Raw genomic sequence first — 21,421 nt, 5'->3', positions numbered from 1 at the left:
TCCTGAACCCCTCAGTTCGGACAGAAAGGTGTCGCATGATCAAGGTCGGTGTCCTGGGGGCCAAGGGCAGGATGGGCGCTCAGACGTGCCTCGCGGTCGAGGAGGCTGCCGACTGTGAGCTGGTGGCGCAGCTCGACCAGGGCGATGCGCTCGACGCGCTGACCGAGGCCGGTGCGGAGGTCGTCGTCGACTTCACCCGCCCCGAGGTCGTGATGGACAACCTGGCCTGGTGCATCGAGCACGGCATCCACGCGGTCGTCGGCACCACCGGCTTCGACGACGAGCGGCTCGCCACGCTGCGCGGGCTCCTCGAGAAGTCCCCGGAGACCGGCGTACTGATCGCGCCGAACTTCTCGATCGGCGCCGTGCTGATGATGCAGTTCGCCGCGAAGGCCGCGCCGTACTACGAGTCCGTCGAGATCGTCGAGCTGCACCACCCGGACAAGGTGGACGCTCCGTCCGGCACGGCCCGGCGTACGGCGGAACTGATCGCGGACGCCCGCCGCGAGGCCGGCTCAGGCCCGATCCCGGACGCCACCACGACGGCGCTCGACGGCGCCCGGGGCGCGGACGTCGACGGGATCCGGGTGCACGGCGTCCGGCTGCGCGGCCTGATCGCGCACCAGGAGGTGCTGTTCGGCGACGAGGGCGAGACGCTGACGATCCGGCACGACTCGATGGCCCGGGTCTCGTTCATGGCCGGCGTCCTGCTCGGCGTACGGCGGATCGGCGACGCGCCCGGCCTCACCGTCGGGCTCGAGCACTTCATGGATCTCTCCTGAGATGAGAGCCAAGCAGACCGCGATCCTGCTGGCGGTCGTGTTCGTCGCGTACGCCGTGCTGATCGGCTGGCGGGGCGTGCTGCTGATCAAGGTCGGTACGCCGGTGTCGGTCGTGCTCGGGCTCGCGGTCCTGGTGATCCCGCTGATCGGCGCGTACCTGGTCTGGCGCGAGATCCAGTTCGGGCGCCGGACCGAGGTGCTGGCGCGTGAACTGGAGGCGGCCGGCGGTCTGCCGGTCGACGATCTGCCGCGCCGGCCGTCCGGCCGGGTGGACCGGGCGGCCGCGGACGAGTCCTTCGGACGGTACAAGGCGGAGGCGGAAGCGGCCCCCGAGGACTGGCGGGTGTGGTTCCGGCTGTCGACGGCGTACGACGCCGCGGGGGACCGGAAACGGGCCCGGGAATCGATGCGAACCGCCATCGCGCACCACGATCGGACCGCATGAGTTCCGGGGCAGTTCCCCGGGATAACTGACAACGGGGTGCGGAACGCGATATTTTCGCAGTTACGTGGCAGCCGCCACGTAAAGGTCGGAGACTGGGTGGGGCCGTCCTGTGCCATCAGACGGATCTCGCCGCGGCACGGGCGACGTACAGGGGGCTGGGTTCGGCGGGCTACTGCGCCGGCACCGACGGGAGGCGGGGCTGTCGCAGGAAGCGCTGGCCGAACGAGCCGGTCTCAGCGTTGACGCGATCGCGGCGTTGGAGCGAGGCCGCCGGCGTGCGCCGCGGGCGCAGACGCTGCGTCTGCTCGCGGACGCGCTGCGGCTCGGTGAGCCCGAGCGGTCCCTGCTGACGGCGGCAGCGCGCAAGGAGGCCGGCTCCGCACGGCTGCCGATACGGCAACCGCCGGCGCCGACCAACGAGCTGATCGGGCGGACGACCGAGCTGACCGCGACGACGCGCCTGCTGGGGCAGCGACTGACTCGCTTGCTGACCTTGACCGGACCAGGTGGTGTCGGCAAGACCCGGCTGACGCTGGCCCTCGCGGGCGACGTGGCGGACAACTTCCCCGATGGCGTCTGCTGGGTGCCGCTCGCGTCGGTCACCGACTTCGCCGCGGTCGCTCCCGCCGTCGCCGCGTCGATCGGCATGCATCGGCTGGACAGCACGCGCCTGGTCGAGGAGATCGCCGAGCAGATCGGCCGGAGCACGATGCTCCTGGTGTTCGACAACTGCTCGCACCTGGTGGCGACAGTCGGGCAGGTCTGCTCGACCTTGCTCGAGTACTGCCCGAACTTGTCGATCCTCGCGTCCAGCCGCGAGTTGCTGCGGCTGCCGGGCGAGAGTGTGTACGTCGTACCCGCACTCTCCCTGCCGCACGACGAGGACCGGTTGGCATCGTCGGAAGCGGTGCGGCTGTTCGTCGAACGCGCCATCGCCCGCGGCTACGACCCGGCCGGCGAGCTCGACCAGGTCGCGCGTGTGGTGCGCCGCCTGGAGGGGATGCCGCTCGCGATCGAACTGGCCGCGGCGCGGACGAACGTCATGACGATCGAGGAACTGGCGAGCGAACTCGAGACGTCGTTCAGCATCCTGGCCGGCGGTCCACGCACCGCGTCCCCTCGCCAGCAGTCGATGTACGGCGCGATCGAGTGGAGCCACGCACTGCTCAGCGAGGCCGAGCGGGACGTGTTCGCCCGGCTGTCGGTGTTCTCCGGCGGCTGGACGCTGGGCGCGGCGGCAGCGGTCGTTCCCGGTGGTGCGACCCGGGTCGAGGCCCTCGACCTCATCGGACGCCTGGCCGACAAGTCGCTGATCCGGGTGGCCAGGCGCGGCGGCGTCGCGCGCTACTACATGCTCGGCGTGATTCGGGAGTTCGCAGCCGATCGCCTGCGGGCCGCGGGACAGACGGACGAGGCCGCCGAGCGGCACGCGCAGTACTACGTCGGTCTCGCCGAGGACTCGGAGAGCCGTCTGCGTGGGCCGGAGCAGGGGGAGTGGCTCGACCGGTTGGACCGTGAGCTCGCGAACCTGCGATCCGCGATGGCGTGGGCGCTACGGACCAGCTCGGTCGACGAGGCGCTCCGGCTGGCCGGTGGGCTGTGGCTGTTCTGCTACCTCCGCGGGCACTACGCCGAGGGCAGTCAGTGGCTCGAGCGTGCCCTGCAACTCGGCGACTCGGTGCCGCCCGAACGGATCGCGGACCTTGCGCCGGTGTGTGCGAAGGCGAACCTGGGCGCCGGGACGCTGGCGTTCCTCCAGTGCGAGTACGACGCCGCGACCGAGCGACTGCAGACCGCGCTGCGGCAGTACAAGGAGCTCGGCGACACGTCCGGTACTGCGTTGGTTCTCCAACGCCTCGGTGGCGTCGCACGCGAACGCGGCGACTACGAGGCAGCGGAGGACCTGCACTGCGAGAGCTACGACCTGTACGAGAGCCTCGGCGACCGGTCGGGGATGGCCTGGGCCCACAACCACCTCGGCTTCGTGGCCTGGCTCCGCGGCGATCTCGAGATCGGCGCGCGTCGGTGCCGACGAGCCCGCGACAGCTTCCGGGCCGTCGGTGACGGCGAAGGAACCGCCTGGTCGCTGATCAGCCTCGGCGCGATCGCGCAGTACGGCGGTGACCTGGTCGAGGCCGAGGACCTGTTGCAGGAGAGCCTCGCGCTGTCGCAACGGCTCGGCTATCGCGAGGGTGTCGCCTGGTCGCTGAACCAGCTCGGCATCGTCGAACGCCGGCGTGGCCTGACCGACCGCGCCGTACACCTGCTCGACGAAAGCCTGGCCGAGCATCGCGATCTGGGAGACCGGTGGCGGTCGGCCAGTGTGCTCGAGGAGCTGGCCGCCGTCGCGCAGCAACGCGATCGCAGCGAGTACGCCGCTTTCCTGCTCGGCGCGGCCGACGGGGTGCGAGAAGTCATCCGGGCGCCCGTACCAGAGATCGAGAAGGCAGGCTGCGAAACTACCCGAGCCGCGGTCGAAGCGTCGCTCGAGCGACGCGCCTTTCGGGCCGCCTGGTCGGCCGGTCGCGCGGCGCCACTGGCCGCGGTCGCGGACGGTTACCCGCCCCCGGGCGCCCCAGAGGCGGCGCGGACTCGCGATCCGCTCTGAGTGGGCGTGCCTCGCGGAGCACCACGACCTGGGGGATCGACGATGCCCCGCGAGGGATCTGAGGGCGCGGATCCAGAGTTGTGACCCGGCCGGCTGTGTCCTCTGTCTGACCCCCCAGGCAGTCCCCCCACCTCACAGCCGGCCGAAGCCACCTCCGCGATGATCGCCGGGTCGTCGAGCCCTCCCAGACGACGACCAGGTCCTCCGCGCTGCCTCAAGATTGCCGTGATCACGCTCTGTCGCACAGGGACGGAACCCTGACATCGCCCTGACAAATTTGTCCTGACAACGAAAACCCCGGCCGGACTTCGCCGACCGTGACCGCGGACTGCCGGTCCGTAGGTGAATTCAGCCGCTTTCAAGCGCTCGTTACGGCAGATATCCGGAAACAGCTTTTGTGAATCCGGCGATCCTTCGTAAAGGAGCACCGGTGCCCTCGTCGAAACCGGGCTCCTCGGTCGTCGGTGCGGGGATGCCTTCGCCGGCGCAGCTGACGTCCTTGGCCGGTGCGACCCCGGTCGTGAGGAACGTGTTGACGATCCGGTCGGCGCAGCGGTTCACACCGCCGTAGATGCCGTGGTCGCCTTCGCGGGTGACGGTCAGCAGCCGCGAACCGGCGTACCGGCTGTGGGCCGCCGCGGCGAGGCTGTAGCTGGTCGCCGGGTCGTGCACGGACTGCACCATCAGCGTTGTGGGCAAGCCTTTGCCGGTCGGTGTGGGCATCGTCAGGTTCGGGCGGTCCCAGTAGAAGCAGGGGTTCTCGGACATCGTCCAGCCGACGAGCGGGAAGTGCGGACCGAGGCGGGCGGCGAGCTGTTCGCCGTACTCGCGGCCCTGCGGCCAGGCCGTGTCGTTGCAGGTGATCGCGGTGAACGTCGCATCCTCGGCGTCGTCCTCGCCGAGCGTCCGGAGCCCGACGGGTGCGCGTCCGGCGCGCTCGACGAGCTGCTGCTGGCGGGCCTTGGAGAGCGCGTCGACCTTGCGTTGCGCGGCTCGCGGGCCGCCTTTTGCCTGCGTTGTGGAAAGGTCATGGAGAAATAGCAGGTCCGCCGCGAGGGAATGGAAATCGAGCTTCGAGTACATATCCCCGGTCACCATCAGGTCGAGGGTGTTCTCGTCGTACCTGACGGTGACCGCGCCGTCCATGAACTCCTCGGTCGCGGGCTGCTCCTTGAGAGCCCGTCGTAACCGTTCGTACAGGCGGATGATCGCACCGGGTGACGAACCGAGGTGCAACTGGTCGTCGTACTTGGCGGCCCAGGGCGCGAAGTCCTCGCGGAACCGGCGCTCGAACGCCTGCGGCTGGCTGACGAACGTGTCCAGCCAGCCCTTGGTGAAGTCCGTGTTCGAGTCCAGCACGAAGCGGCCGACGTGCTCGGGGAAGTAGGTCTGGTAGTACGCCCCGAGCCAGGTGCCGCCGGAGTACCCGACGTAGTCCATCTTGTCGAAGCCGAGCAGCCGCCGGATCAGGTCCATGTCCTGCACCGTCTGCGCAGTGGTGATGTAGGGGAGCAGGCCGCGGGACTGCTGGTCGCAGTACGTCTGCGCCATCTGCGAGGCCTCGGCGATCAGGTCGCGGGTCGCGGGAGCGCGGTCGCGCGCGTCCATCGTGTAGCCGGGGGCGCCGTCGCAGCTCACGTTCGAGCTGCCGCCGGTGCCGCGCGGGTCGAAGCCGACGGCGAGGTGATCCTTGGCGAGCGGCGCCTGGCTCGCGAGGTACGGCGCCATCCCGAGGCCGGCGCCACCAGGTCCGCCGGGGTTGCCGAACACGACGCGGCTCGGCTTGCCCTTGGCCGGTGCGACCTTGCTGACCGCGATCTGCAGGTCGTTGCCGGCGTACTGGTTGGCCCAGTCGCGCGGGACGGTGATCTTCGCGCAGTACGTGCGGAGTTCGGCGTCGCCGCACTCGAACCACCGCGGTTTCTGCTTGAGGTACTTGGTCGCCACCTGATGTGGCTTGTCGACAACTCGTGCCTGACTGGCCGATTGTGTCGACGCCGTCGCGCCCGAGCCCGGCACGACGACAACAGCGGCAACGGACAGCCCCAGGGCTGCCGCGCCCAGGGCCAGTGGAACGTACTTCATGCAGACTCCAGCGGATGGCCATGCGTGATCGGTCCGTGACAATCTGTCATGCCCACCAGGACGCGTCTAGCACCACCCCCGGCCCGTCGCCGATCGCCGACCTGCTAAGGGATTACTCCGTGCCGGGGTCGGTGTGGAGGCGGATCTGCTTGATGCGGACGGACTCGTCGCCGTAGAGGTCGAGTTCGCGGTGGGCGCCGTCGGGGGCCCAGCCGGATTCGGTGTAGAAGGCGCGGAGTACGTCGTCGGTCGAGTTGACCCAGACGGTGACCCGGCGGAAGCCGTCGGCGCGGACCGTGTCGACGACGGCGTTCAGGAGACGGGAGCCGTGGCCGGCGCGGGTCGCCTCCGGGCTGACCGCCAGCTCGGCGATCAACGCGTCGTGCTGCTGGTCGGCGTCCGGGTCGTCGGACGCCGTGATGGCCGCGAACCCGACCAGGGTGCGGCCGGCCAGTGCGACCATCACCCGGTTCCGCGCCTCGCCCGGAGCGACCAGCGCGGCCCGCCACTGGGCCGCGAACTGCGCCGGGTTGAGATCGGCGAGGACATCGGCCGGCAGCAGCCCGGCGTACGACGTACGCCAGGCCGCGACCTGGATCTCGCCGATCTCTCCTGCCTCCGCAGGCAGCGCCAGCCGCACGCTGGTCTCGGCTACCGGGGTGTCGCCTGATAGATCCGAGAGGTTGGCGGGTTCCGGTACGCCGAAGTCACTCATGACCGCAATCCTCGCAAGTCAGTACACGAGCTTGCGCAGCAGGGTCTCGGCCGGACCGCGGTAGGAACGCCGGCTCATCGCGTACGCGCCGGCGACCGAGACGACCCAGACACCGATCGCGACCAGCGCCGCGGTGTACGCCGTACTTCCGAACCGCAGGTCCAGCGTGAACGGGGCCAGCAGGATCATCCACGAGACCGACTGGAACAGGTACCCGGACAGCGACCGCTGACCGAGCGCCGAGATCGCACGGACCGGCAACGACAGCTTGCGGATCCGCAGGACGAGCAGGCCGAACAGGGCGACGTACCCAGGACCGCCGAACATGCCGGACACGTGGGACAGCAGGCTCAGCGCGTCCACTGCACTCTCGTCGACGTGCATCCAGCCGGCGCCGACCAGTGCGAGCGGCAGGCCGCCCAGGACGGTGAGACCGAGACCGCCAACGGCCACCCGGGTGAGCAGGGTCTTGTGGGCTCCCGGGTTCTCCAGGATCTGCTGACGGGCGGCCCAGATGCCGAGCCAGACGATCACGATGAAGGGGATGACGCTCGCGGCGTGCAGCGGGTACTCGTGCAGCCGGTCGACCAGGCTGCCCAGGTACGACGAAGCGGCCAGCGACGGGTTCGGGGAATTCGTCAGCGCGTGCGCCGGTCCGGAGCTGTTGACGATCGCGAGCGCGGCCTTGGCCCCGATGAACAGGACCTCGACGGCCATGAACGCCCAGATGCCGAGGACGATCCGGTGGAACTTGTCGCCGCGGTTGAGCAGGAACAGCGTGCAGATGATGCCGACGATGCCGTAGGCGCCGAGGAAGTCGCCGAAGTACAGCAGCGTCGCGTGGACGACGCCGAAGCCGATCAGCCAGGCGTTGCGCTTGAGCAGGATCCGCCGGACGGCGCCGGTGGTGGCGCCCGAGGATCGCTGCCGCCGGGCGAGCTGCACCAGGCCGTAGCCGAACATCACCGCGAACACCGGGTACGCCCGGGCGTCGACGAAGGTGAGTTTGAGGAAGTTCAGGATGCGCTCGAAGCCGTGCGGCGCGCTCTCCACGCCGGGCTGGCCGGCGAACGCGAAGTTGGCGCTGTTCGCCAGGCCGATCATCAGCAGCATCGCGCCGCGGATCAGGTCGGGGGCCAGCGCGCGCTCCCGGCCGGTGACCGGGCCGCGGTGATCGACGGCCGGGAGGGTGGTTGTAGTCACGGTGTCCTCCGAAAACTGTGGAAGGGTTGAGCTGTTGACTCAATCCTCGCGACCCGAGCCGCCCGCTCCCAGAGCGTCAAACCCACTCCCTGGGTGGGTCCAGCACCACCTTTGTGACACCTGTTGTTGATTCTGAGAAAAAGTGTCACATATGCTGTCGGTATGGACTTCCAGGCGACCATCGACGCCGACGGCCGGATCGAGCCGCGGGACGCGATGCCGGACGGGTATCGCAAGACCCTGATCCGGCAGATCGCGCAGCACGCGCACTCCGAGATCATCGGCATGCAGCCGGAGAGCAACTGGATCAGTCGCGCGCCGTCGCTGCGCCGCAAGGCGATCCTGATGGCGAAGGTGCAGGACGAGGCCGGCCACGGTCTCTACCTGTACGCCGCCGCGGAGACGCTCGGCGTGGACCGCGCGGACCTGCTCGACCTGCTGCACAGCGGGAGGCAGAAGTACTCCAGCATCTTCAACTACCCGACGCTGACCTGGGCGGACATCGGCGCGATCGGCTGGCTGGTCGACGGCGCCGCGATCGTCAACCAGGTCCCGCTCTGCCGCTGCTCCTACGGGCCGTACGCGCGAGCGATGGTCCGGGTCTGCAAGGAGGAGTCGTTCCACCAGCGGCAGGGGTTCGAGATCCTTTACACGTTGTCGAACGGCACCGAGGCGCAGAAGGCGATGGCGCAGGACGCCTTGAACCGCTGGTGGTGGCCGTCGCTGATGATGTTCGGCCCGCCGGACGCGGCGTCGACGCACTCGGAGCAGTCGATGGCGTGGGGGATCAAGCGGCACAGCAACGACGAGCTGCGGCAGCGGTTCGTGGACATGACCGTGCCGCAGGCCGACGTACTCGGGCTGCGCGTCCCTGACGACGGACTGGTGTACGAGGACGGTCACTACCGGTTCACCGAGCCCGACTACACCGAGCTGTACGACGTGGTGAAGGGCAACGGTCCGTGCAACCAGCAGCGGTTGTCCCGTCGCGTGCAGGCGCATGAGGACGGCGCCTGGGTCCGTGAAGCCGCAGCTGCCTATGCGGCCAAGAAGGCGGTGCGGGCCGCATGATCGAGCCACTGTGGGAGGTGTTCGTCCGCTCGCGCCGGGGGCTGTCGCACACGCATGTGGGCAGCTTGCATGCGCCTGACGCGACGATGGCGTTGCGGAACGCTCGGGACGTCTACACGCGCCGCCAGGAAGGCGTGTCGATCTGGGTGGTGCGGGCGTCGGACATCACCGCGTCCTCGCCGGACGAGAAGGACGAGTTCTTCGACCCGGCCGGCGACAAGGTGTACCGGCACCCGACGTTCTACGAGGTCCCGGAAGGCGTCGAGCACCTGTGAACGACCTGCTTGAGTACACACTCCGGCTCGGTGACGACGCGCTGATCGCGGCGCAGCGCACCGGCGAGTGGATCGCGGCCGCGCCGCAGCTCGAGGAGGACGTTGCGCTCGGCAACATCGCGCTCGACCAGCTGGGGCAGGCGCGTTCGCTGCTGCAGTACGCCGGCTCGCTGGACGGCCGCACCGAGGACGAGCTCGCGTACTTCCGGGACGAGCGCGAGTTCCTGAACCTCCAGTTGTGCGAGCTGCCGAACGGCGACTTCGCGTTCGCGATGGCACGGTTGCTGTACTTCGCGACGTACCAGCATCTGCTGTACGACGAGCTGCGGTCGGGTGCCGACGAGACGCTGGCCGGCGTGGCGGGGAAGGCGGTCAAGGAGGTCGCGTACCACGTCGACCATGCGACGCAGTGGGTGCTGCGGCTGGGCGACGGGACCGAGGAGAGTCATCGGCGGATGCAGGCTGCGTTGGAGGCGCTGTGGCCTTACACCGCTGAGATGTTCGCGTCGGACGACCTCGTACGGCGGCTGTCTGTCGCTGTCGATCCGTCAACGCTGCAGGACGAATGGACCAACCGGGTCCTGGCCGTCATTGACCAGTCCACCTGCGAGCGGCCTTCGTCGTCCTACCAGCACTCCGGCGGTCGTTCGGGTCGTCATACCGAGCACATGGGCTTTCTGCTGGCCGAGCTGCAGCACGTGGCGCGTTCGCATCCGGGGGCGACATGGTGACCGACGCGGCAATCTTCGAAGCCGTCGGCGAGGTCGCGGATCCCGAGGTACCGGTGCTGACGATCGCGGACCTCGGCGTACTGCGTGGTGTGCGGCACGAGGGCGACGACGTCGTCGTCACGATCACCCCGACGTACTCCGGTTGTCCCGCCATGGACTTGATCCGCCACGAGGTCGAGCTGACGCTCCGCTCGCTGAACGTGGACGGCAGAGTCGAGACCGTTCTGTCCCCGGCCTGGACGACCGACTGGATGACCGAAGCAGGCAAAACCAAGCTGACCGAATACGGCATCGCTCCACCATCAAGCACTGGTCCGGTCCTGCTGCAGTTGAGCATTCGCTGTCCGCTGTGCGGCTCACCTGACACGTCCGAGCTCAGCCGCTTCGGCTCGACCTCCTGCAAATCGCTCTGGCGCTGCAACTCGTGCCGCGAACCCTTCGATCACTTCAAGGCGATCTAGATGACGACCATCGCCCCTCGCCGGCGCGCAACGTTCCACTCGCTGAAGGTCGCCGCGATCGAGCCCGTCACCGACGACGCGGTCGCGATCACCTTCGCCGTACCGCCGGAGCTCGCGGACGACTACGAGTTCACCGCGGGCCAGCACCTCACGATCCGCCGTACCGGAGAAGAGGTACGCCGCAGCTACTCGATCTGCTCGCCCGCGGGATCAGGTGTGTTGCGGATCGGCGTGAAGCGCCTCCCCGGCGGCGACTTCTCGTCGTACGCCGCCAAGGTCCTGAAGGTCGGCGACGAACTCGAGGTGATGACCCCGCTCGGCCGATTCGGTACGACGTTCGACGCCGCCAACGAGAAGCACTACGCGTTCGTTGCCGCGGGCAGCGGAATCACGCCCGTTCTGTCGCTGATCGCGACGGTCCTCTCGATCGAACCGTCCAGCCGCGTGACCTTGCTGTACGGCAACCGGACCGCGGGTTCGGTGATGTTCGCCGACGAGCTGGCCGACCTGAAGGACCGGTACGCCGAGCGCCTGCACCTCGTGCACGTGTTGTCGCGCGAGACGACCGAGGTGGAGCTCTTCAGCGGCCGCATCGACGCGGACCGGCTGCAGCGGATGTTCGCGACGATCCTCCCGCTGGACTCCGTCGACGAGTGGTTTCTCTGCGGCCCGTACGCGATGGTCGTCGGCGCCCAGGACCTCCTGCTGTCCGAGGGTGTCGCGCGCGAACACGTCCACGCCGAGCTCTTCCATGTCGGCGACGAGGCTCCGAAGGCGCCGGTCGAGGAGACCGCTGTCGACGAGGACGCGGCCCAGGTGACCGTGATCCTCGACGGCCGCCGGTCGACGTTCCCGCTTGGGGAGCACTCGAAGGCGGTCCTGGACGCGACGCTCGCCGTACGGTCCGACGCACCGTTCGCCTGCAAGGGCGGTGTCTGCGGCACCTGCCGGGCCAAGGTCCTCGAAGGCACCGTCCGGATGGACACGAACTGGGCGCTGGAACCCGACGAGATCCGCGCCGGCTACGTCCTCACCTGCCAGTCCCACCCCTCCACACCTGCGGTGACACTCGACTTCGACGCCTGACCCTGCGACCTGGTTCACTCCGGCGCATGACCGATCTGATTCGTGCGCCAGAGCCGATCACGACCGAGGAACGTGAGTTCATCGCCAAGGTCGAGAACACAATGCGGCCGGCGTTTCTCGACGCGATCGCCCGCGAGTACGCGCCGCGCGACCAACCGACGGCCGAGGTCGCGGAGTTGATGTCCGCCGCGGCACCTGGACATCGGCTGCAGACGGCCGTCGAGGCGACCATGGACGCGAGCCGTCACTTCGACGCGTTGCCGGCCGAGGAGCGGTCCGCGGCCGCTCAGCAGGCTGCGCTGGTCACCGCCAGGACGATCGACGCGAGGCTGACTGTGCAGGCCGCCGACGGGCGGTTGGGCGAGCTGGCGGGCAAGGGCGCGGACCGCCTGCTCCGGGGAGAGTACGAGAAGGTCGCACACGAGGCCGGTGGCCAGGTCGGCATGGTCCTGGGCGGCGCCGTCAACCGCGCACGCGACCTGCAGGCGGCCGAAATCCAGCGCCAGGCCGGCGCCGGAGTGACGCCACCCGCCGCCGGACCTCGGAGCACGTCCGGCACAGTCGACGCCGTCGCCCCGAAGCCGCCCGACCGCGCCAAGGACAACCGCCACCAACCGCACGTGCGCGGCTGACGGCCAAACAGCCATCACGCCGGCCATCACGCCGGCCATCACGCCGGCCATCACGCCGGCCATCACGCCGGCCATCACGCCGGCCATCACGCCGGCCATCACGCCTGACCCCGCGCCCCCATTTGCCTGGCAGACCCACCAATTTGCCTGGCCGACCCATCAGGTCGGGGGTTCCTCACCCTGGTTAAGGGTCAGGAACCCCCAATATCCCTGGTGGGCCAGCCAAATGCGGGTGGGCGGGGCGGCGGACCTCAGTCGGTGCCGGACTCCATTGCGGCGCGGTCCAGCAGCTCGTCTTCCTCCGTCGCCTCGCCGCGGGAGGCGATCGCCTCGGCGCCGCCCGTGGGGAGCTCGCCGATCAGCTCGGTGGACGACGCGAGTGCGGGGTTGGACGAGCCGAACATGCCGAGGCCGGCGTACTGCTCCAGCTTCGCGCGCGAGTCCGCGATGTCCAGGTTCCGCATGGTCAGCTGGCCGATCCGGTCGACCGGGCCGAACGCCGAGTCCTCGATCCGCTCCATCGAGAGCTTGTCCGGGTGGTAGCTGAGCGCGGGGCCGGTGGTGTCGATGATCGAGTAGTCCTCGCCGCGCCGGAGCCGGAGCGTGACCTCGCCGGTCACCGCCGTACCGACCCACCGCTGCAGCGCTTCCCTGACCATCAGTGCCTGGGGGTCGAGCCAACGGCCTTCGTACATCAGCCGCCCGAGCTTGCGGCCCTCGGTGAAGTAGCTGGCCAGCGTGTCCTCGTTGTGGATCGCGTTCACCAGCCGCTCGTACGCCGCGTGCAGCAGCGCCATCCCGGGTGCCTCGTAGATGCCCCGGCTCTTCGCCTCGATGACCCGGTTCTCGATCTGGTCCGACATGCCGAGCCCGTGCCGGCCGCCGATCGCGTTGGCCTCCAGGACGAGGTCGACCGCCGTACCGAACTCCTTGCCGTTGATCGTCACCGGCCGGCCCTGCACGAAGCCGATCGTGACGTCCTCGGCGGCGATCTCGACCGCTGGGTCCCAGTGCGCGACGCCCATGATCGGGTCGACCGTCTCCACCCCGGTGTCGAGGTGCTCGAGCGTCTTCGCCTCGTGGGTGGCGCCCCAGATGTTCGCGTCCGTGGAGTACGCCTTCTCGGTGCTGTCCCGGTACGGCAGGGCGTGCGCGACCAGCCACTCGGACATTTCCTTCCGGCCGCCGAGCTCGTGCACGAACTGCGCGTCCAGCCACGGCTTGTAGATCCGCAGCTGCGGGTTCGCGAGCAGGCCGTAGCGGTAGAACCGCTCGATGTCGTTGCCCTTGAAGGTCGAGCCGTCGCCCCAGATCTGGACGTCGTCGTCGAGCATCGCCTTGACCAGCATCGTGCCGGTCACCGCCCGGCCGATCGGGGTGGTGTTGAAGTACGTCCGCCCGCCGGACCGGATGTGGAACGCGCCGCAGGCAAGCGCCGCGAGCCCTTCCTCGACGAGCGCCGCGCGGCAGTCCACGAGTCGGGTGATCTCGGCCCCGTACGCCGTCGCACGGCCGGGGACCGACCCGATGTCGGGCTCGTCGTACTGCCCGAGATCAGCGGTGTACGTACACGGGATCGCACCCTTGTCCCGCATCCACGCAACCGCAACCGACGTGTCGAGACCACCCGAGAAGGCAATCCCGACCCGCTCACCGACCGGCAAAGAAGTAAGCACCTTGGACACAGGAAAAGTATGCACCCTCCTGCATGATTATGCAAAGCGCCACCGTCTTTGGGTCCCCACCAACCAAAATCCGCCGCGGAATTTGGTTGGTGCGGGCTCAAAGACGGCCGGTGTGGTGTGGGGGGCTGGTGGGGTTGGTGGGGGAGGATGTGGGTCGGCTGGAGGGAGTGAGGCGCGGGATGATGGGGCGGTCGCATGCTTTGTCGGGGTGGTGTGCCGGGCTGGCGGTGGCGCCGCTGGTCGGGCTGACCTCGGTGGCGGAAGTGGTGCCGTTCGCGGCGGCCACCGCCGGGTACGCGCTGGTGCCGGACCTGGATCATCCGGGGGCGAGCGCATCGCGCCTGCTCGGGCCGGTGACCCGGCTGGTGTCGGCGGCGGTACGGGCGTTCTCCGGCGTCCTCTACAGCGTGACGAAGGGGCCGCGCGACGAGGAGAGCACCGGCAAACACCGGCACGCGACCCATACGCTGGTCGCCGCGATCCTGCTCGGCGTGCTCGCCGCAAGCTTCGGCGACCGCGGTAAATGGGCAGTACTGGCTGTAGCCGTGACTGGTCTCGTTCTGGCCGCCGACGCGCTCGGCGACTGGATCGTCCTCGCCGTCCTCGCAGCAGCCGGCTGGTCGATCATCGGCACTGGCGACGCGCTCCCTGGAACAGCGGCCGCCGATGCGCTGCAGGCCGGACTTAGCCAGATCGGCGGCTGGATCGGCGCCGCTGTAGCCGTCGGCATGTTCGTTCACTGCCTAGGGGACAGCCTGACCCGTTCCGGCTGCCCGTGGCTCTGGCCGCTCCCCATCCGGGGTGAGACCTGGTACGAGCTGCGCCTCCCCAAACCACTGCGGTTCAGCACCGGCAAGTGGTTCGAGCACGTGGTGATCGTCCCGGTGCTGACCATAGGCGGCGTACTACTTCTCCCCGGCGCGCTCCAGGCGCTGCAGCAGCTGTTCGACGCGACCTCGATCTGGCTCGCGGGTCAGTCCTGAGGCCGTCCGGTCAGGTACGACGGAACGCCGCCGGACTCGAGCGCCGCGGCGAAGCGGCGCTGGTTGCGCTCGCCCGGCCACGCCTCCCAGAAGAACAGCGGGAGAGCGATGACCGCCCCGAGCAGGACGACCCAGAAGCTGGCGGCGACGAACGCGAGTGCGACGGAGATCAGGAACACGGCCTCGCAGACCGCGAACCGGGTGAACGTCGACGCGGTGAAGCGACGCCACGAGTCCGCCTGGACCTCGGCGGCCGGGCGGCTCGAGTACTCGAGTGGGGGAGTGCGGAAGCCGGTCAGCTCGCAGATGGAGTAAGCGCCGACCGCGGCGGCGAGCACCACCAGCAGCGGCCAGCTCTCCGGGAACTCGCCGATCCCGTCGGTGGCGAGGACGAACCACAGGACGAGAGTCATCAGGGGAATCACCCCGGCCATCGCGGCGCAGACCGTGGTCAGGCTCTGGCGGGCGGCCGGCATGGCAGGGGTGGCAGAGTTGCCAGATGGTGTCGACACGCCGATGAGACTAAAGCATTGGAATCTCCACGCAATGCGGCCATTTGCTTACGGAGAGTATTTACAGAAGTTTTTCCCGACTTTTTTGCCGGAAGCTGTAACGCCTACCGGGCGGGCCCCGATAGGACGAGTGAGCCTGGTGGCTGCCCGGACCCCCGAGCGGACAGCCACCAGGCCTACCCATTTCTTCAGGGTTCGGGAGCGGTAATCTGAGGCACATGTCCTCGCCAGCATCCACGCCCTCGTCAACACCGCCGTTCGGCCGGTTGACGACCGCGATGATCACACCGTTCCGGCCTGACGGCTCCCTCGATCTGGACGCCGCCCAGAAGGTCGCGACGTACCTCGTCGACGGCGGTAACGACGCCCTGGTGCTGAACGGGACCACCGGCGAGGCGCCGACCACGTCGGACCAGGAGAAGGTCCAGATCATCCAGGCGGTCCGCGAGGCCGTCGGTGACCGCGCCAAGGTCGTCGCCGGCGTCGGGACCAACGACACCGCGCACACCATCGAGTGCGCCAAGCAGGCCGAGGCTGCCGGCGCGGACGGGCTGCTCGTCGTCACGCCGTACTACAACAAGCCCCCGCAGGACGGGCTGCGCGCGCACTTCACCGCGGTCGCCGACGCCACCGGCCTGCCGAACATGCTCTACGACATCCCCGGCCGGGCCGGCGTGGAGATCAGGTCCGAGACCTTGATCACGCTCGCCGAGCACCCGCGGATCGTCGCGGTGAAGGACGCCAAGGGCGACATCGCCGGGACCACCAAGGTGCTGGCGAACACCGATCTGTTCTACTACTGCGGTGCCGACGAGCTGAACCTCGCCTCCTTGGCGATCGGTGCGGTCGGCATCGCGAGCGTGGTAGCCCATGTCGCGAGCCGGGAGTACCGGCAGCTGATCGACGCCGTGGTGGCCGGCGACCTCGCCACCGCACAGAAGATCGATCGACGGCTGGTGCCCGCCGTCGAGACGATCATGACCAGGACCCAGGGCGCCATCATGGTGAAGGCCGCGCTCAAGCTGGCCGGAGTCATCGAGCACGCGACGCTTCGGTCGCCGTTGGTTGAGGCGACGGCCGAGCAAGTGGACTGGCTCACCACCGACCTCAAGACGGCAGGACTGATTGCATGAGCCATCCCCATCCAGATCTCTCCGCGCCCGGACCTCTCGCTCCGGGCGCTTTGCGGGTCATCCCGCTCGGCGGCCTCGGCGAGGTCGGCCGGAACATGACGGTGTTCGAGTACGACGGCAAGCTGCTGATCGTGGACTGCGGCGTACTCTTCCCGGACGAGAACCAGCCCGGCGTGGACCTGATCCTGCCGGACTTCGAGCCGATCCGGGACCGTCTCGACGACGTCGTCGCGGTCGTCCTGACGCACGGCCACGAGGACCACATCGGCGGGTTGCCCTACCTGCTGCGTGAGCGGGGCGACATCCCGGTCGTGGGGTCGCAGCTCACGCTCGCGCTGCTCGAGGGCAAGCTGAAGGAGCACCGGCACCGCAACGTGCCGCAGCAGACCGTGGTCGAGGGCGAGAAGCTCCAGATCGGGCCGTTCGTCTGCGAGTTCGTCGCGGTCAACCACTCGATCCCGGACGCGCTCGCGGTCGCGATCAAGACGCCGGCCGGCGTGGTGCTGCACACCGGTGACTTCAAGATGGACCAGCTGCCGCTGGACAACCGGATCACCGACCTGCGCGCGTTCGCGCGCCTCGGCGAGGAGGGCGTCGACCTGTTCATGGTCGACTCCACCAACTCCGAGGTGCCCGGCTTCACCACCCACGAGCGCGCCATCGCGCCGGTGCTCGACGGGGTGTTCACCCGGGCGAAGAACCAGCGCATCATCGTCGCCTGCTTCGCCTCGCACGTGCACCGCGTCCAGCAGGTCATGGACGCCGCGGTGAAGCATCACCGCAAGGTCGCGTACGTCGGCCGCTCGATGGTCCGCAACATGGCCGTGGCCCGGGACCTCGGCTTCCTGAACGTGCCCGGCGACACGCTGATCGACATGCGCGACCTGGACAACTACCCGCCGGAGCAGGTGGTGCTGGTGTCGACCGGTTCGCAGGGCGAGCCGATGTCGGCGCTGTCCCGGATCGCCGCCAACGACCACAACGTCGTACACCTGCAGCCGGGTGACACCGTCGTCCTGGCGTCCTCGCTGATCCCGGGCAACGAGAACTCGGTGTACCGGGTGATCAACGGCCTGATCCGGCACGGTGCGAACGTGATCCACAAGGGCAACGCGCTGGTGCACGTGTCCGGTCACGCGAGCGCGGGCGAGTTGCTGTACTGCTACAACATCGTGAAGCCGCGCAACGTGATGCCGGTGCACGGCGAGGTCCGGCACCTGCATGCGAACGCCGACCTGGCGGTGCAGACCGGCGTACCGCGGGAGAACGTGGTCGTGGTCGAGGACGGCGTGGTGGTCGACCTGATCGACCGCAAGGCCGTGGTGGCCGGCAAGGTGGACTGCGGGTACGTGTTCGTCGACGGCTCGACCGTCGGGGACATCACCGAGACCTCGCTGAAGGACCGCCGGATCCTCGGTGACGAGGGCTTCATCTCGGTGATCGCGGTGATGGACTCGGTGACCGGCAAGCTGACCGCCGGCCCGGAGATCCAGGCCCGCGGGTTCGCCGAGGACGACACGGTGTTCGACGACCTGAAGCCGAAGATCGAGGCGGAGATCGAGAAGGCGATCGGCAGCGGGCTGGACGACATGTACCAGCTGCAGCAGGTGATCCGCCGGGTGGTCGGCAAATGGGTCAGCGACACCCACCGCCGCCGCCCGATGATCATCCCGGTCGTGGTGGAGAGCTAGTCACCCGGTGTAACCTCTGCGCGACGACGAAAGGGTGGGCCGGCGATGAGTGTCAGCGGGGTGAACGGGACGGGCCAGCGCCGGCCCACGATGAAGGAGGTCGCCGCCCGGGCCGGGGTCGCGTTGAAGACCGTGTCCCGGGTGGTGAACGAGGAACCGAACGTCAGCCCGGAGCTGACCGCCAAGGTCCAGGCCGCGATCAAGGAGCTCAACTACACCCCGAACGAGTCCGCCCGGATGCTGCGCCGCGGCAAGACCGGGACGATCGCGGTGGTCATTCGCGACATCGGCGACCCGTTCTTCGCGTCCCTGGGCCGCGCGGTCGAGCTCTGGGCCCGCTCGTCCGGTTCGGTCGTGATGATCGGCCTGACCGACGAGGACCCGGAGCGGGAGCGGGACGTCTGCCTGGAGTTCGTCGCCCGGCGGCCGGACGCGCTGATCATGGCGCCGATCGGGGAGACCCAGGAGTACCTCGCGCCGCACGTCGACGCCGGGATGGCGGTCGTCACGATCGACCGTCCCGCGCACGGGATCGAGGCGGACGCCGTCCTCGCGGACAACGCCGGCGGCATCGACCAGGCGATCGACCACCTGGTCCGGCAGGGCCACCGCCGGATCGCGTACCTCGGTGACGACGAGCGGATCTTCACTGCCCGCGAGCGGGTGGTGGCCTACCGGGCGGCGATGGCCCGGCACGGCATCAACGTCGACGAGGATCTGGTGCATCTGTCCGAGCCGACCACCGAAGGCATCGGCATCACGCTGTCGGCCGTCCTCGACCGCTCCGAGCCGGCCACGGCGTTGCTGTCGGCGAACAACATGACTACCGCCGAGGTACTGCGGGGTCTCGCGGGCCGGCGGGACCGGGTAGCGCTGGTGTCCTTCGACGACCTGGCGCTCGGCGACCTGCTCAGCCCCGGCCTGACCGCGGTCGCGCAGTCCGCCGACGTGATGGCTCGTACGGCGATCCAGCTGATGACCGAACGCCTCCCGGAGCCACACCGCCCCGGCCGCACGGTCCGCGTCCCCGTGAAACTGACGATCCGCGGCTCAGGCGAGATCCCGCCTCCCCGTTGACGGCCCGCTCGTTGACCGCAGTTCGGCGGCCAGGGGGCAGTCGAAGGGGTCGCGGGCGCGGAGGCCTACGTTGTTCAGGTAGTCGACGACGACCCGGTACGACGTGAACAGGCCGACCTCGGCGTACGCGATGCCGTTCAGCTCGCAGTACTCGCGGACGATCGGCCGCACCCGCCGCAGCGTCGGCCGCGGCATGCTCGGGAACAGATGATGCTCGATCTGGTAGTTCAGCCCGCCCATCGCGAAGTCGGTGAGGATGCCGCCGCGGATGTTGCGCGACGTGAGCACCTGGCGGCGGAGGAAGTCGAGCTTCATCCCGGCCGGCACGATCGGCATGCCCTTGTGGTTCGGGGCGAACGCGGCGCCGAGGAAGACCCCGAACACGGCGAGCTGCAGCCCGAGGAACGCAGTGGCCTTCCCGGGCGGCAGCAGGAAGTAGAGCGCGGCGACGTACAGCGAGATCCGCGAGGCGACGACCGCTGCGTCGATGCGGTCCGCGCGGGTCGCGCCGCGGCGGAGGAGATGCGTCAGGCTGGAGGCGTGCAGGCCGATGCCCTCGAGCGTGAGTAGCGGGAAGAACAGCCAGCCCTGACGCGCGGCGAACCAGCGGCCCACCGGCCCGCGTTCGACGACGGCGTCGGGCGTGAAGGCGAGCACCTTGAGCTGTACGTCGGGATCGCGGTCCGCCTGGTTGGGGGCGGCGTGATGCTTGTTGTGCTTGCTGCGCCACCAGCTGACGCTCATCCCGAGGACGCAGCCGGCGAGAATCCGCGCCGTCCAGTCGTTGCGGGCGTTCGAGTGGAAGATCTGCCGATGGGCGCTGTCGTGGCTGAGAAACGCCACCTGCACCAGCACGAGCGCCAGGGCTCCGGCGAGCCAGAGCTGGTGCCACGAGTTGCCGAGCAGGATCATGCACGCGACGACCGCGAGCAGGGCACCGAGGACGATGCTCATCCTGGTGACGTAGTAGCCCTGCCGCCGCCTGAGCAGACCGAGGTCGCGGACGGTCTGCAGGAGATCGGTGTAGAGGCTGACGTACTGCTGCTGGGCACTCACCCCGGTCAGCCTAGTGACCTCACGCAACGTCGGGCGTGCGGACACGTGACACGACGAGGTCGGGTTGGCAAAGTGCTATCGCCCGTACTGCGAGGCCAGCGGGCAGTCGAACGGGTCCCGGGCGCGCAGACCGACGTTGTTCAGGTACCCGACGACGGTCTTGTACGACGTGAACAGGCTGACCTCGGTGTACTTCACTCCGTGCAGCTCGCAGTACTCGCGGACGATCGGCTGGACCTTGCGGAGCGTCGGCCGCGGCATGCTCGGGAACAGGTGGTGCTCGATCTGGTAGTTCAGCCCGCCCATCGCGAAGTCCGTGAACAGACCGCCGCGGATGTTGCGCGACATCAGCACCTGGCGGCGCAGGAAGTCGAGCTTCATCGTCTTCGGGACGAGCGGCATGCCTTTGTGGTTCGGCGCGAACGAACCGCCGAGGCAGACGCCGAAGACGGCGAGTTGCAGCCCGAGGAACGCTCCGGCCTTGCCGATCGGCAGCAGCAGGAACAGCACGGTCAGATATCCACCGAGCCGGGTGACCACGATCGCGGCCTCGATGCGCTCGACTGTGCTCGCTCCCCGCCGGAACAGGTGCTGGATGCTCGAGACGTAGAGGCTCAGGCCTTCCAGGGTCAGCAAGGGGAAGAAGAGCCAGCCCTGGCGGCGGGTCAGCCATGCCTGGAAGCCCTTGCGTCTGCCGACGTGCTCAGGGGTGAACGCGACGACTCCGATGGCGATATCCGGGTCCTTGCCCAACTGGTTCGGCGCGCCGTGGTGGCGGCTGTGCTTCGATTTCCACCACGCAGCGCTCATCCCGACGAGACCACCGGCCAGCAGGCGGGCGGTCCAGTCGTTCCAGGCGGCCGAGTCGAAGACCTGGCGATGCGCGCTGTCGTGGCTGAGGAAGGCAACCTGCGTGAGCACCAGCGCGAGTGCACCTGCCATCAGGAGCTGGAACCAGGAGTTGCCGAGCAGGCCGACACCGACCCAGACGCCGGCGAAGGCAGCCAGTACCAAGCCGATCCGGGTGAAGTAGTACCCGCGTCGCCGCCGGAGGAGTCCGAGTTCGCGGACGGTCCGGAGCAGGTCGGTGTAGAGGTGCGTGTACTTGTTCTGAGCCCGCAAGGGGTCATGGTCTTCGGCGAGAAGCTGCGACATGGGAGCGCCCCGTTCCAGGTAGTGCATCGGCGGAT

General features: G+C 68.9%; 20 protein-coding genes. 13 read left to right on the top strand and 7 right to left on the bottom strand.

Translation table 11 applies throughout. The features are described 5' to 3' along the window. Window positions 1-35: 35 nt before the first annotated feature. The 3 genes from dapB (at window position 36) to EV649_RS01565 (ending at window position 3,835) form a co-directional block, all read left to right on the top strand. Entirely contained in the window at window positions 36-782 is a 747-nt protein-coding gene (gene dapB, locus EV649_RS01575; protein ID WP_130379732.1) for a 4-hydroxy-tetrahydrodipicolinate reductase, read from the top strand. Between the two features lies 1 nt (window position 783). Then, window positions 784-1,227: a hypothetical protein gene (locus EV649_RS01570; protein ID WP_130379730.1), complete on the top strand. Its 444-nt coding sequence runs from the start codon at window positions 784-786 to the stop codon at window positions 1,225-1,227. A gap of 109 nt (window positions 1,228-1,336) precedes the next feature. Then, window positions 1,337-3,835, top strand: coding sequence for a tetratricopeptide repeat protein (locus EV649_RS01565; protein WP_130379728.1), 2,499 nt, complete (start codon window positions 1,337-1,339; stop codon window positions 3,833-3,835). A gap of 369 nt (window positions 3,836-4,204) precedes the next feature. Here the strand turns inward: EV649_RS01565 and EV649_RS01560 are convergent, their stop codons facing one another. The 3 genes from EV649_RS01560 to EV649_RS01550 all read right to left on the bottom strand — a co-directional run bounded on the left by EV649_RS01560 (window position 4,205) and on the right by EV649_RS01550 (window position 7,838). After that, complete coding sequence (locus tag EV649_RS01560; protein WP_130379726.1) at window positions 4,205-5,920, bottom strand: alpha/beta fold hydrolase; 1,716 nt, start codon at window positions 5,918-5,920, stop codon at window positions 4,205-4,207. Window positions 5,921-6,032: 112 nt separating this feature from the next. Further along, window positions 6,033-6,635, bottom strand: a complete 603-nt coding sequence (locus EV649_RS01555; protein WP_130379724.1) for a GNAT family N-acetyltransferase — start codon at window positions 6,633-6,635, stop codon at window positions 6,033-6,035. Between the two features lie 18 nt (window positions 6,636-6,653). Then, window positions 6,654-7,838 (bottom strand): DUF418 domain-containing protein, encoded by a 1,185-nt coding sequence (locus EV649_RS01550; RefSeq protein WP_241997652.1) that lies wholly within the window; start codon window positions 7,836-7,838, stop codon window positions 6,654-6,656. A gap of 162 nt (window positions 7,839-8,000) precedes the next feature. Here EV649_RS01550 and paaA point away from each other — a divergent pair, with 162 nt between their 5' ends. The 6 genes from paaA to EV649_RS41015 are packed head-to-tail and all read left to right on the top strand — an operon-like array spanning window position 8,001 to window position 12,094. Further along, window positions 8,001-8,909: a 1,2-phenylacetyl-CoA epoxidase subunit PaaA gene (paaA, locus tag EV649_RS01545; RefSeq protein WP_130379722.1), complete on the top strand. Its 909-nt coding sequence runs from the start codon at window positions 8,001-8,003 to the stop codon at window positions 8,907-8,909. Next, window positions 8,906-9,184, top strand: coding sequence for a 1,2-phenylacetyl-CoA epoxidase subunit PaaB (paaB, locus tag EV649_RS01540; RefSeq protein WP_130379720.1), 279 nt, complete (start codon window positions 8,906-8,908; stop codon window positions 9,182-9,184). The genes paaA and paaB overlap by 4 nt, the downstream gene beginning before the upstream one ends. Then, the gene (gene paaC / locus EV649_RS01535; protein ID WP_130379718.1) at window positions 9,181-9,915 is read left to right on the top strand and encodes a 1,2-phenylacetyl-CoA epoxidase subunit PaaC; all 735 of its coding nucleotides are present in this window, start codon (window positions 9,181-9,183) and stop codon (window positions 9,913-9,915) included. Before paaB ends, paaC begins: the two co-directional genes overlap by 4 nt. Next, window positions 9,909-10,376: a 1,2-phenylacetyl-CoA epoxidase subunit PaaD gene (paaD, locus tag EV649_RS01530; RefSeq protein WP_130379716.1), complete on the top strand. Its 468-nt coding sequence runs from the start codon at window positions 9,909-9,911 to the stop codon at window positions 10,374-10,376. The genes paaC and paaD overlap by 7 nt, the downstream gene beginning before the upstream one ends. Further along, entirely contained in the window at window positions 10,377-11,462 is a 1,086-nt protein-coding gene (gene paaE, locus EV649_RS01525; RefSeq protein ID WP_130379714.1) for a 1,2-phenylacetyl-CoA epoxidase subunit PaaE, read from the top strand. Window positions 11,463-11,488: 26 nt separating this feature from the next. Then, window positions 11,489-12,094 (top strand): hypothetical protein, encoded by a 606-nt coding sequence (locus tag EV649_RS41015; RefSeq protein WP_198682259.1) that lies wholly within the window; start codon window positions 11,489-11,491, stop codon window positions 12,092-12,094. A 251-nt stretch (window positions 12,095-12,345) separates the two neighbouring features. Here EV649_RS41015 and argG read toward each other — a convergent pair whose 3' ends face one another. Further along, on the bottom strand, window positions 12,346-13,779 hold the full coding sequence (gene argG, locus EV649_RS01515; RefSeq protein ID WP_130379710.1) for an argininosuccinate synthase: 1,434 nt from the start codon (window positions 13,777-13,779) through the stop codon (window positions 12,346-12,348). A gap of 179 nt (window positions 13,780-13,958) precedes the next feature. On the opposite strand from argG, the gene EV649_RS01510 reads away from it, so the two are divergent. Then, the gene (locus EV649_RS01510; protein WP_241997651.1) at window positions 13,959-14,762 is read left to right on the top strand and encodes a metal-dependent hydrolase; all 804 of its coding nucleotides are present in this window, start codon (window positions 13,959-13,961) and stop codon (window positions 14,760-14,762) included. Here EV649_RS01510 and EV649_RS01505 read toward each other — a convergent pair. Then, complete coding sequence (locus EV649_RS01505) at window positions 14,753-15,274, bottom strand: hypothetical protein (RefSeq protein WP_130379706.1); 522 nt, start codon at window positions 15,272-15,274, stop codon at window positions 14,753-14,755. The two genes, EV649_RS01510 and EV649_RS01505, sit on opposite strands and share 10 nt — an antisense overlap. 218 nt (window positions 15,275-15,492) lie before the next feature. Here EV649_RS01505 and dapA point away from each other — a divergent pair, with 218 nt between their 5' ends. From dapA to EV649_RS01490, 3 genes are read left to right on the top strand one after another with little or no spacing between them, the layout of a single operon-like run. Continuing rightward, the gene (dapA, locus tag EV649_RS01500) at window positions 15,493-16,407 is read left to right on the top strand and encodes a 4-hydroxy-tetrahydrodipicolinate synthase (RefSeq protein WP_130379704.1); all 915 of its coding nucleotides are present in this window, start codon (window positions 15,493-15,495) and stop codon (window positions 16,405-16,407) included. Next, the gene (locus EV649_RS01495; RefSeq protein ID WP_130379702.1) at window positions 16,404-18,098 is read left to right on the top strand and encodes a ribonuclease J; all 1,695 of its coding nucleotides are present in this window, start codon (window positions 16,404-16,406) and stop codon (window positions 18,096-18,098) included. The genes dapA and EV649_RS01495 overlap by 4 nt, the downstream gene beginning before the upstream one ends. Window positions 18,099-18,143: 45 nt before the next feature. Then, on the top strand, window positions 18,144-19,175 hold the full coding sequence (locus EV649_RS01490) for a LacI family DNA-binding transcriptional regulator (RefSeq protein WP_130379700.1): 1,032 nt from the start codon (window positions 18,144-18,146) through the stop codon (window positions 19,173-19,175). On the opposite strand, the gene EV649_RS01485 is transcribed toward EV649_RS01490, so the two are convergent. Further along, entirely contained in the window at window positions 19,149-20,231 is a 1,083-nt protein-coding gene (locus EV649_RS01485; RefSeq protein WP_241997650.1) for an acyl-CoA desaturase, read from the bottom strand. The two genes, EV649_RS01490 and EV649_RS01485, sit on opposite strands and share 27 nt — an antisense overlap. Before the next feature lie 75 nt (window positions 20,232-20,306). Continuing rightward, a complete protein-coding gene (locus EV649_RS01480; RefSeq protein WP_130379698.1) occupies window positions 20,307-21,386 on the bottom strand; it encodes an acyl-CoA desaturase in 1,080 nt (359 codons plus the stop codon). Window positions 21,387-21,421: the final 35 nt, after the last annotated feature.

This window comes from Kribbella sp. VKM Ac-2569 (genome assembly GCF_004216905.1).
Classification (GTDB): Bacteria; Actinomycetota; Actinomycetes; order Propionibacteriales; family Kribbellaceae; genus Kribbella.
Note: the sequence above shows the minus strand (reverse complement) of the source record. Positions and strands in the feature narration are given on the sequence as shown.

Bases quoted from the DNA above. Each gene is read 5' to 3' on its own strand.
- EV649_RS01570 (WP_130379730.1), top strand. From the start codon at position 784: ATGAGAGCCAAGCAGACCGCGATCCTGCTGGCGGTCGTGTTCGTCGCG.
- EV649_RS01560 (WP_130379726.1), bottom strand. From the start codon at position 5,920: ATGAAGTACGTTCCACTGGCCCTGGGCGCGGCAGCCCTGGGGCTGTCC.
- paaA (WP_130379722.1), top strand. From the start codon at position 8,001: ATGGACTTCCAGGCGACCATCGACGCCGACGGCCGGATCGAGCCGCGG.
- EV649_RS41015 (WP_198682259.1), top strand. From the start codon at position 11,489: ATGACCGATCTGATTCGTGCGCCAGAGCCGATCACGACCGAGGAACGT.
- paaB (WP_130379720.1), top strand. From the start codon at position 8,906: ATGATCGAGCCACTGTGGGAGGTGTTCGTCCGCTCGCGCCGGGGGCTG.
- paaE (WP_130379714.1), top strand. From the start codon at position 10,377: ATGACGACCATCGCCCCTCGCCGGCGCGCAACGTTCCACTCGCTGAAG.
- EV649_RS01490 (WP_130379700.1), top strand. From the start codon at position 18,144: ATGAGTGTCAGCGGGGTGAACGGGACGGGCCAGCGCCGGCCCACGATG.
- dapA (WP_130379704.1), top strand. From the start codon at position 15,493: ATGTCCTCGCCAGCATCCACGCCCTCGTCAACACCGCCGTTCGGCCGG.
- EV649_RS01510 (WP_241997651.1), top strand. From the start codon at position 13,959: ATGATGGGGCGGTCGCATGCTTTGTCGGGGTGGTGTGCCGGGCTGGCG.
- EV649_RS01495 (WP_130379702.1), top strand. From the start codon at position 16,404: ATGAGCCATCCCCATCCAGATCTCTCCGCGCCCGGACCTCTCGCTCCG.
- EV649_RS01480 (WP_130379698.1), bottom strand. From the start codon at position 21,386: ATGTCGCAGCTTCTCGCCGAAGACCATGACCCCTTGCGGGCTCAGAAC.
- dapB (WP_130379732.1), top strand. From the start codon at position 36: ATGATCAAGGTCGGTGTCCTGGGGGCCAAGGGCAGGATGGGCGCTCAG.
- paaD (WP_130379716.1), top strand. From the start codon at position 9,909: ATGGTGACCGACGCGGCAATCTTCGAAGCCGTCGGCGAGGTCGCGGAT.
- EV649_RS01555 (WP_130379724.1), bottom strand. From the start codon at position 6,635: ATGAGTGACTTCGGCGTACCGGAACCCGCCAACCTCTCGGATCTATCA.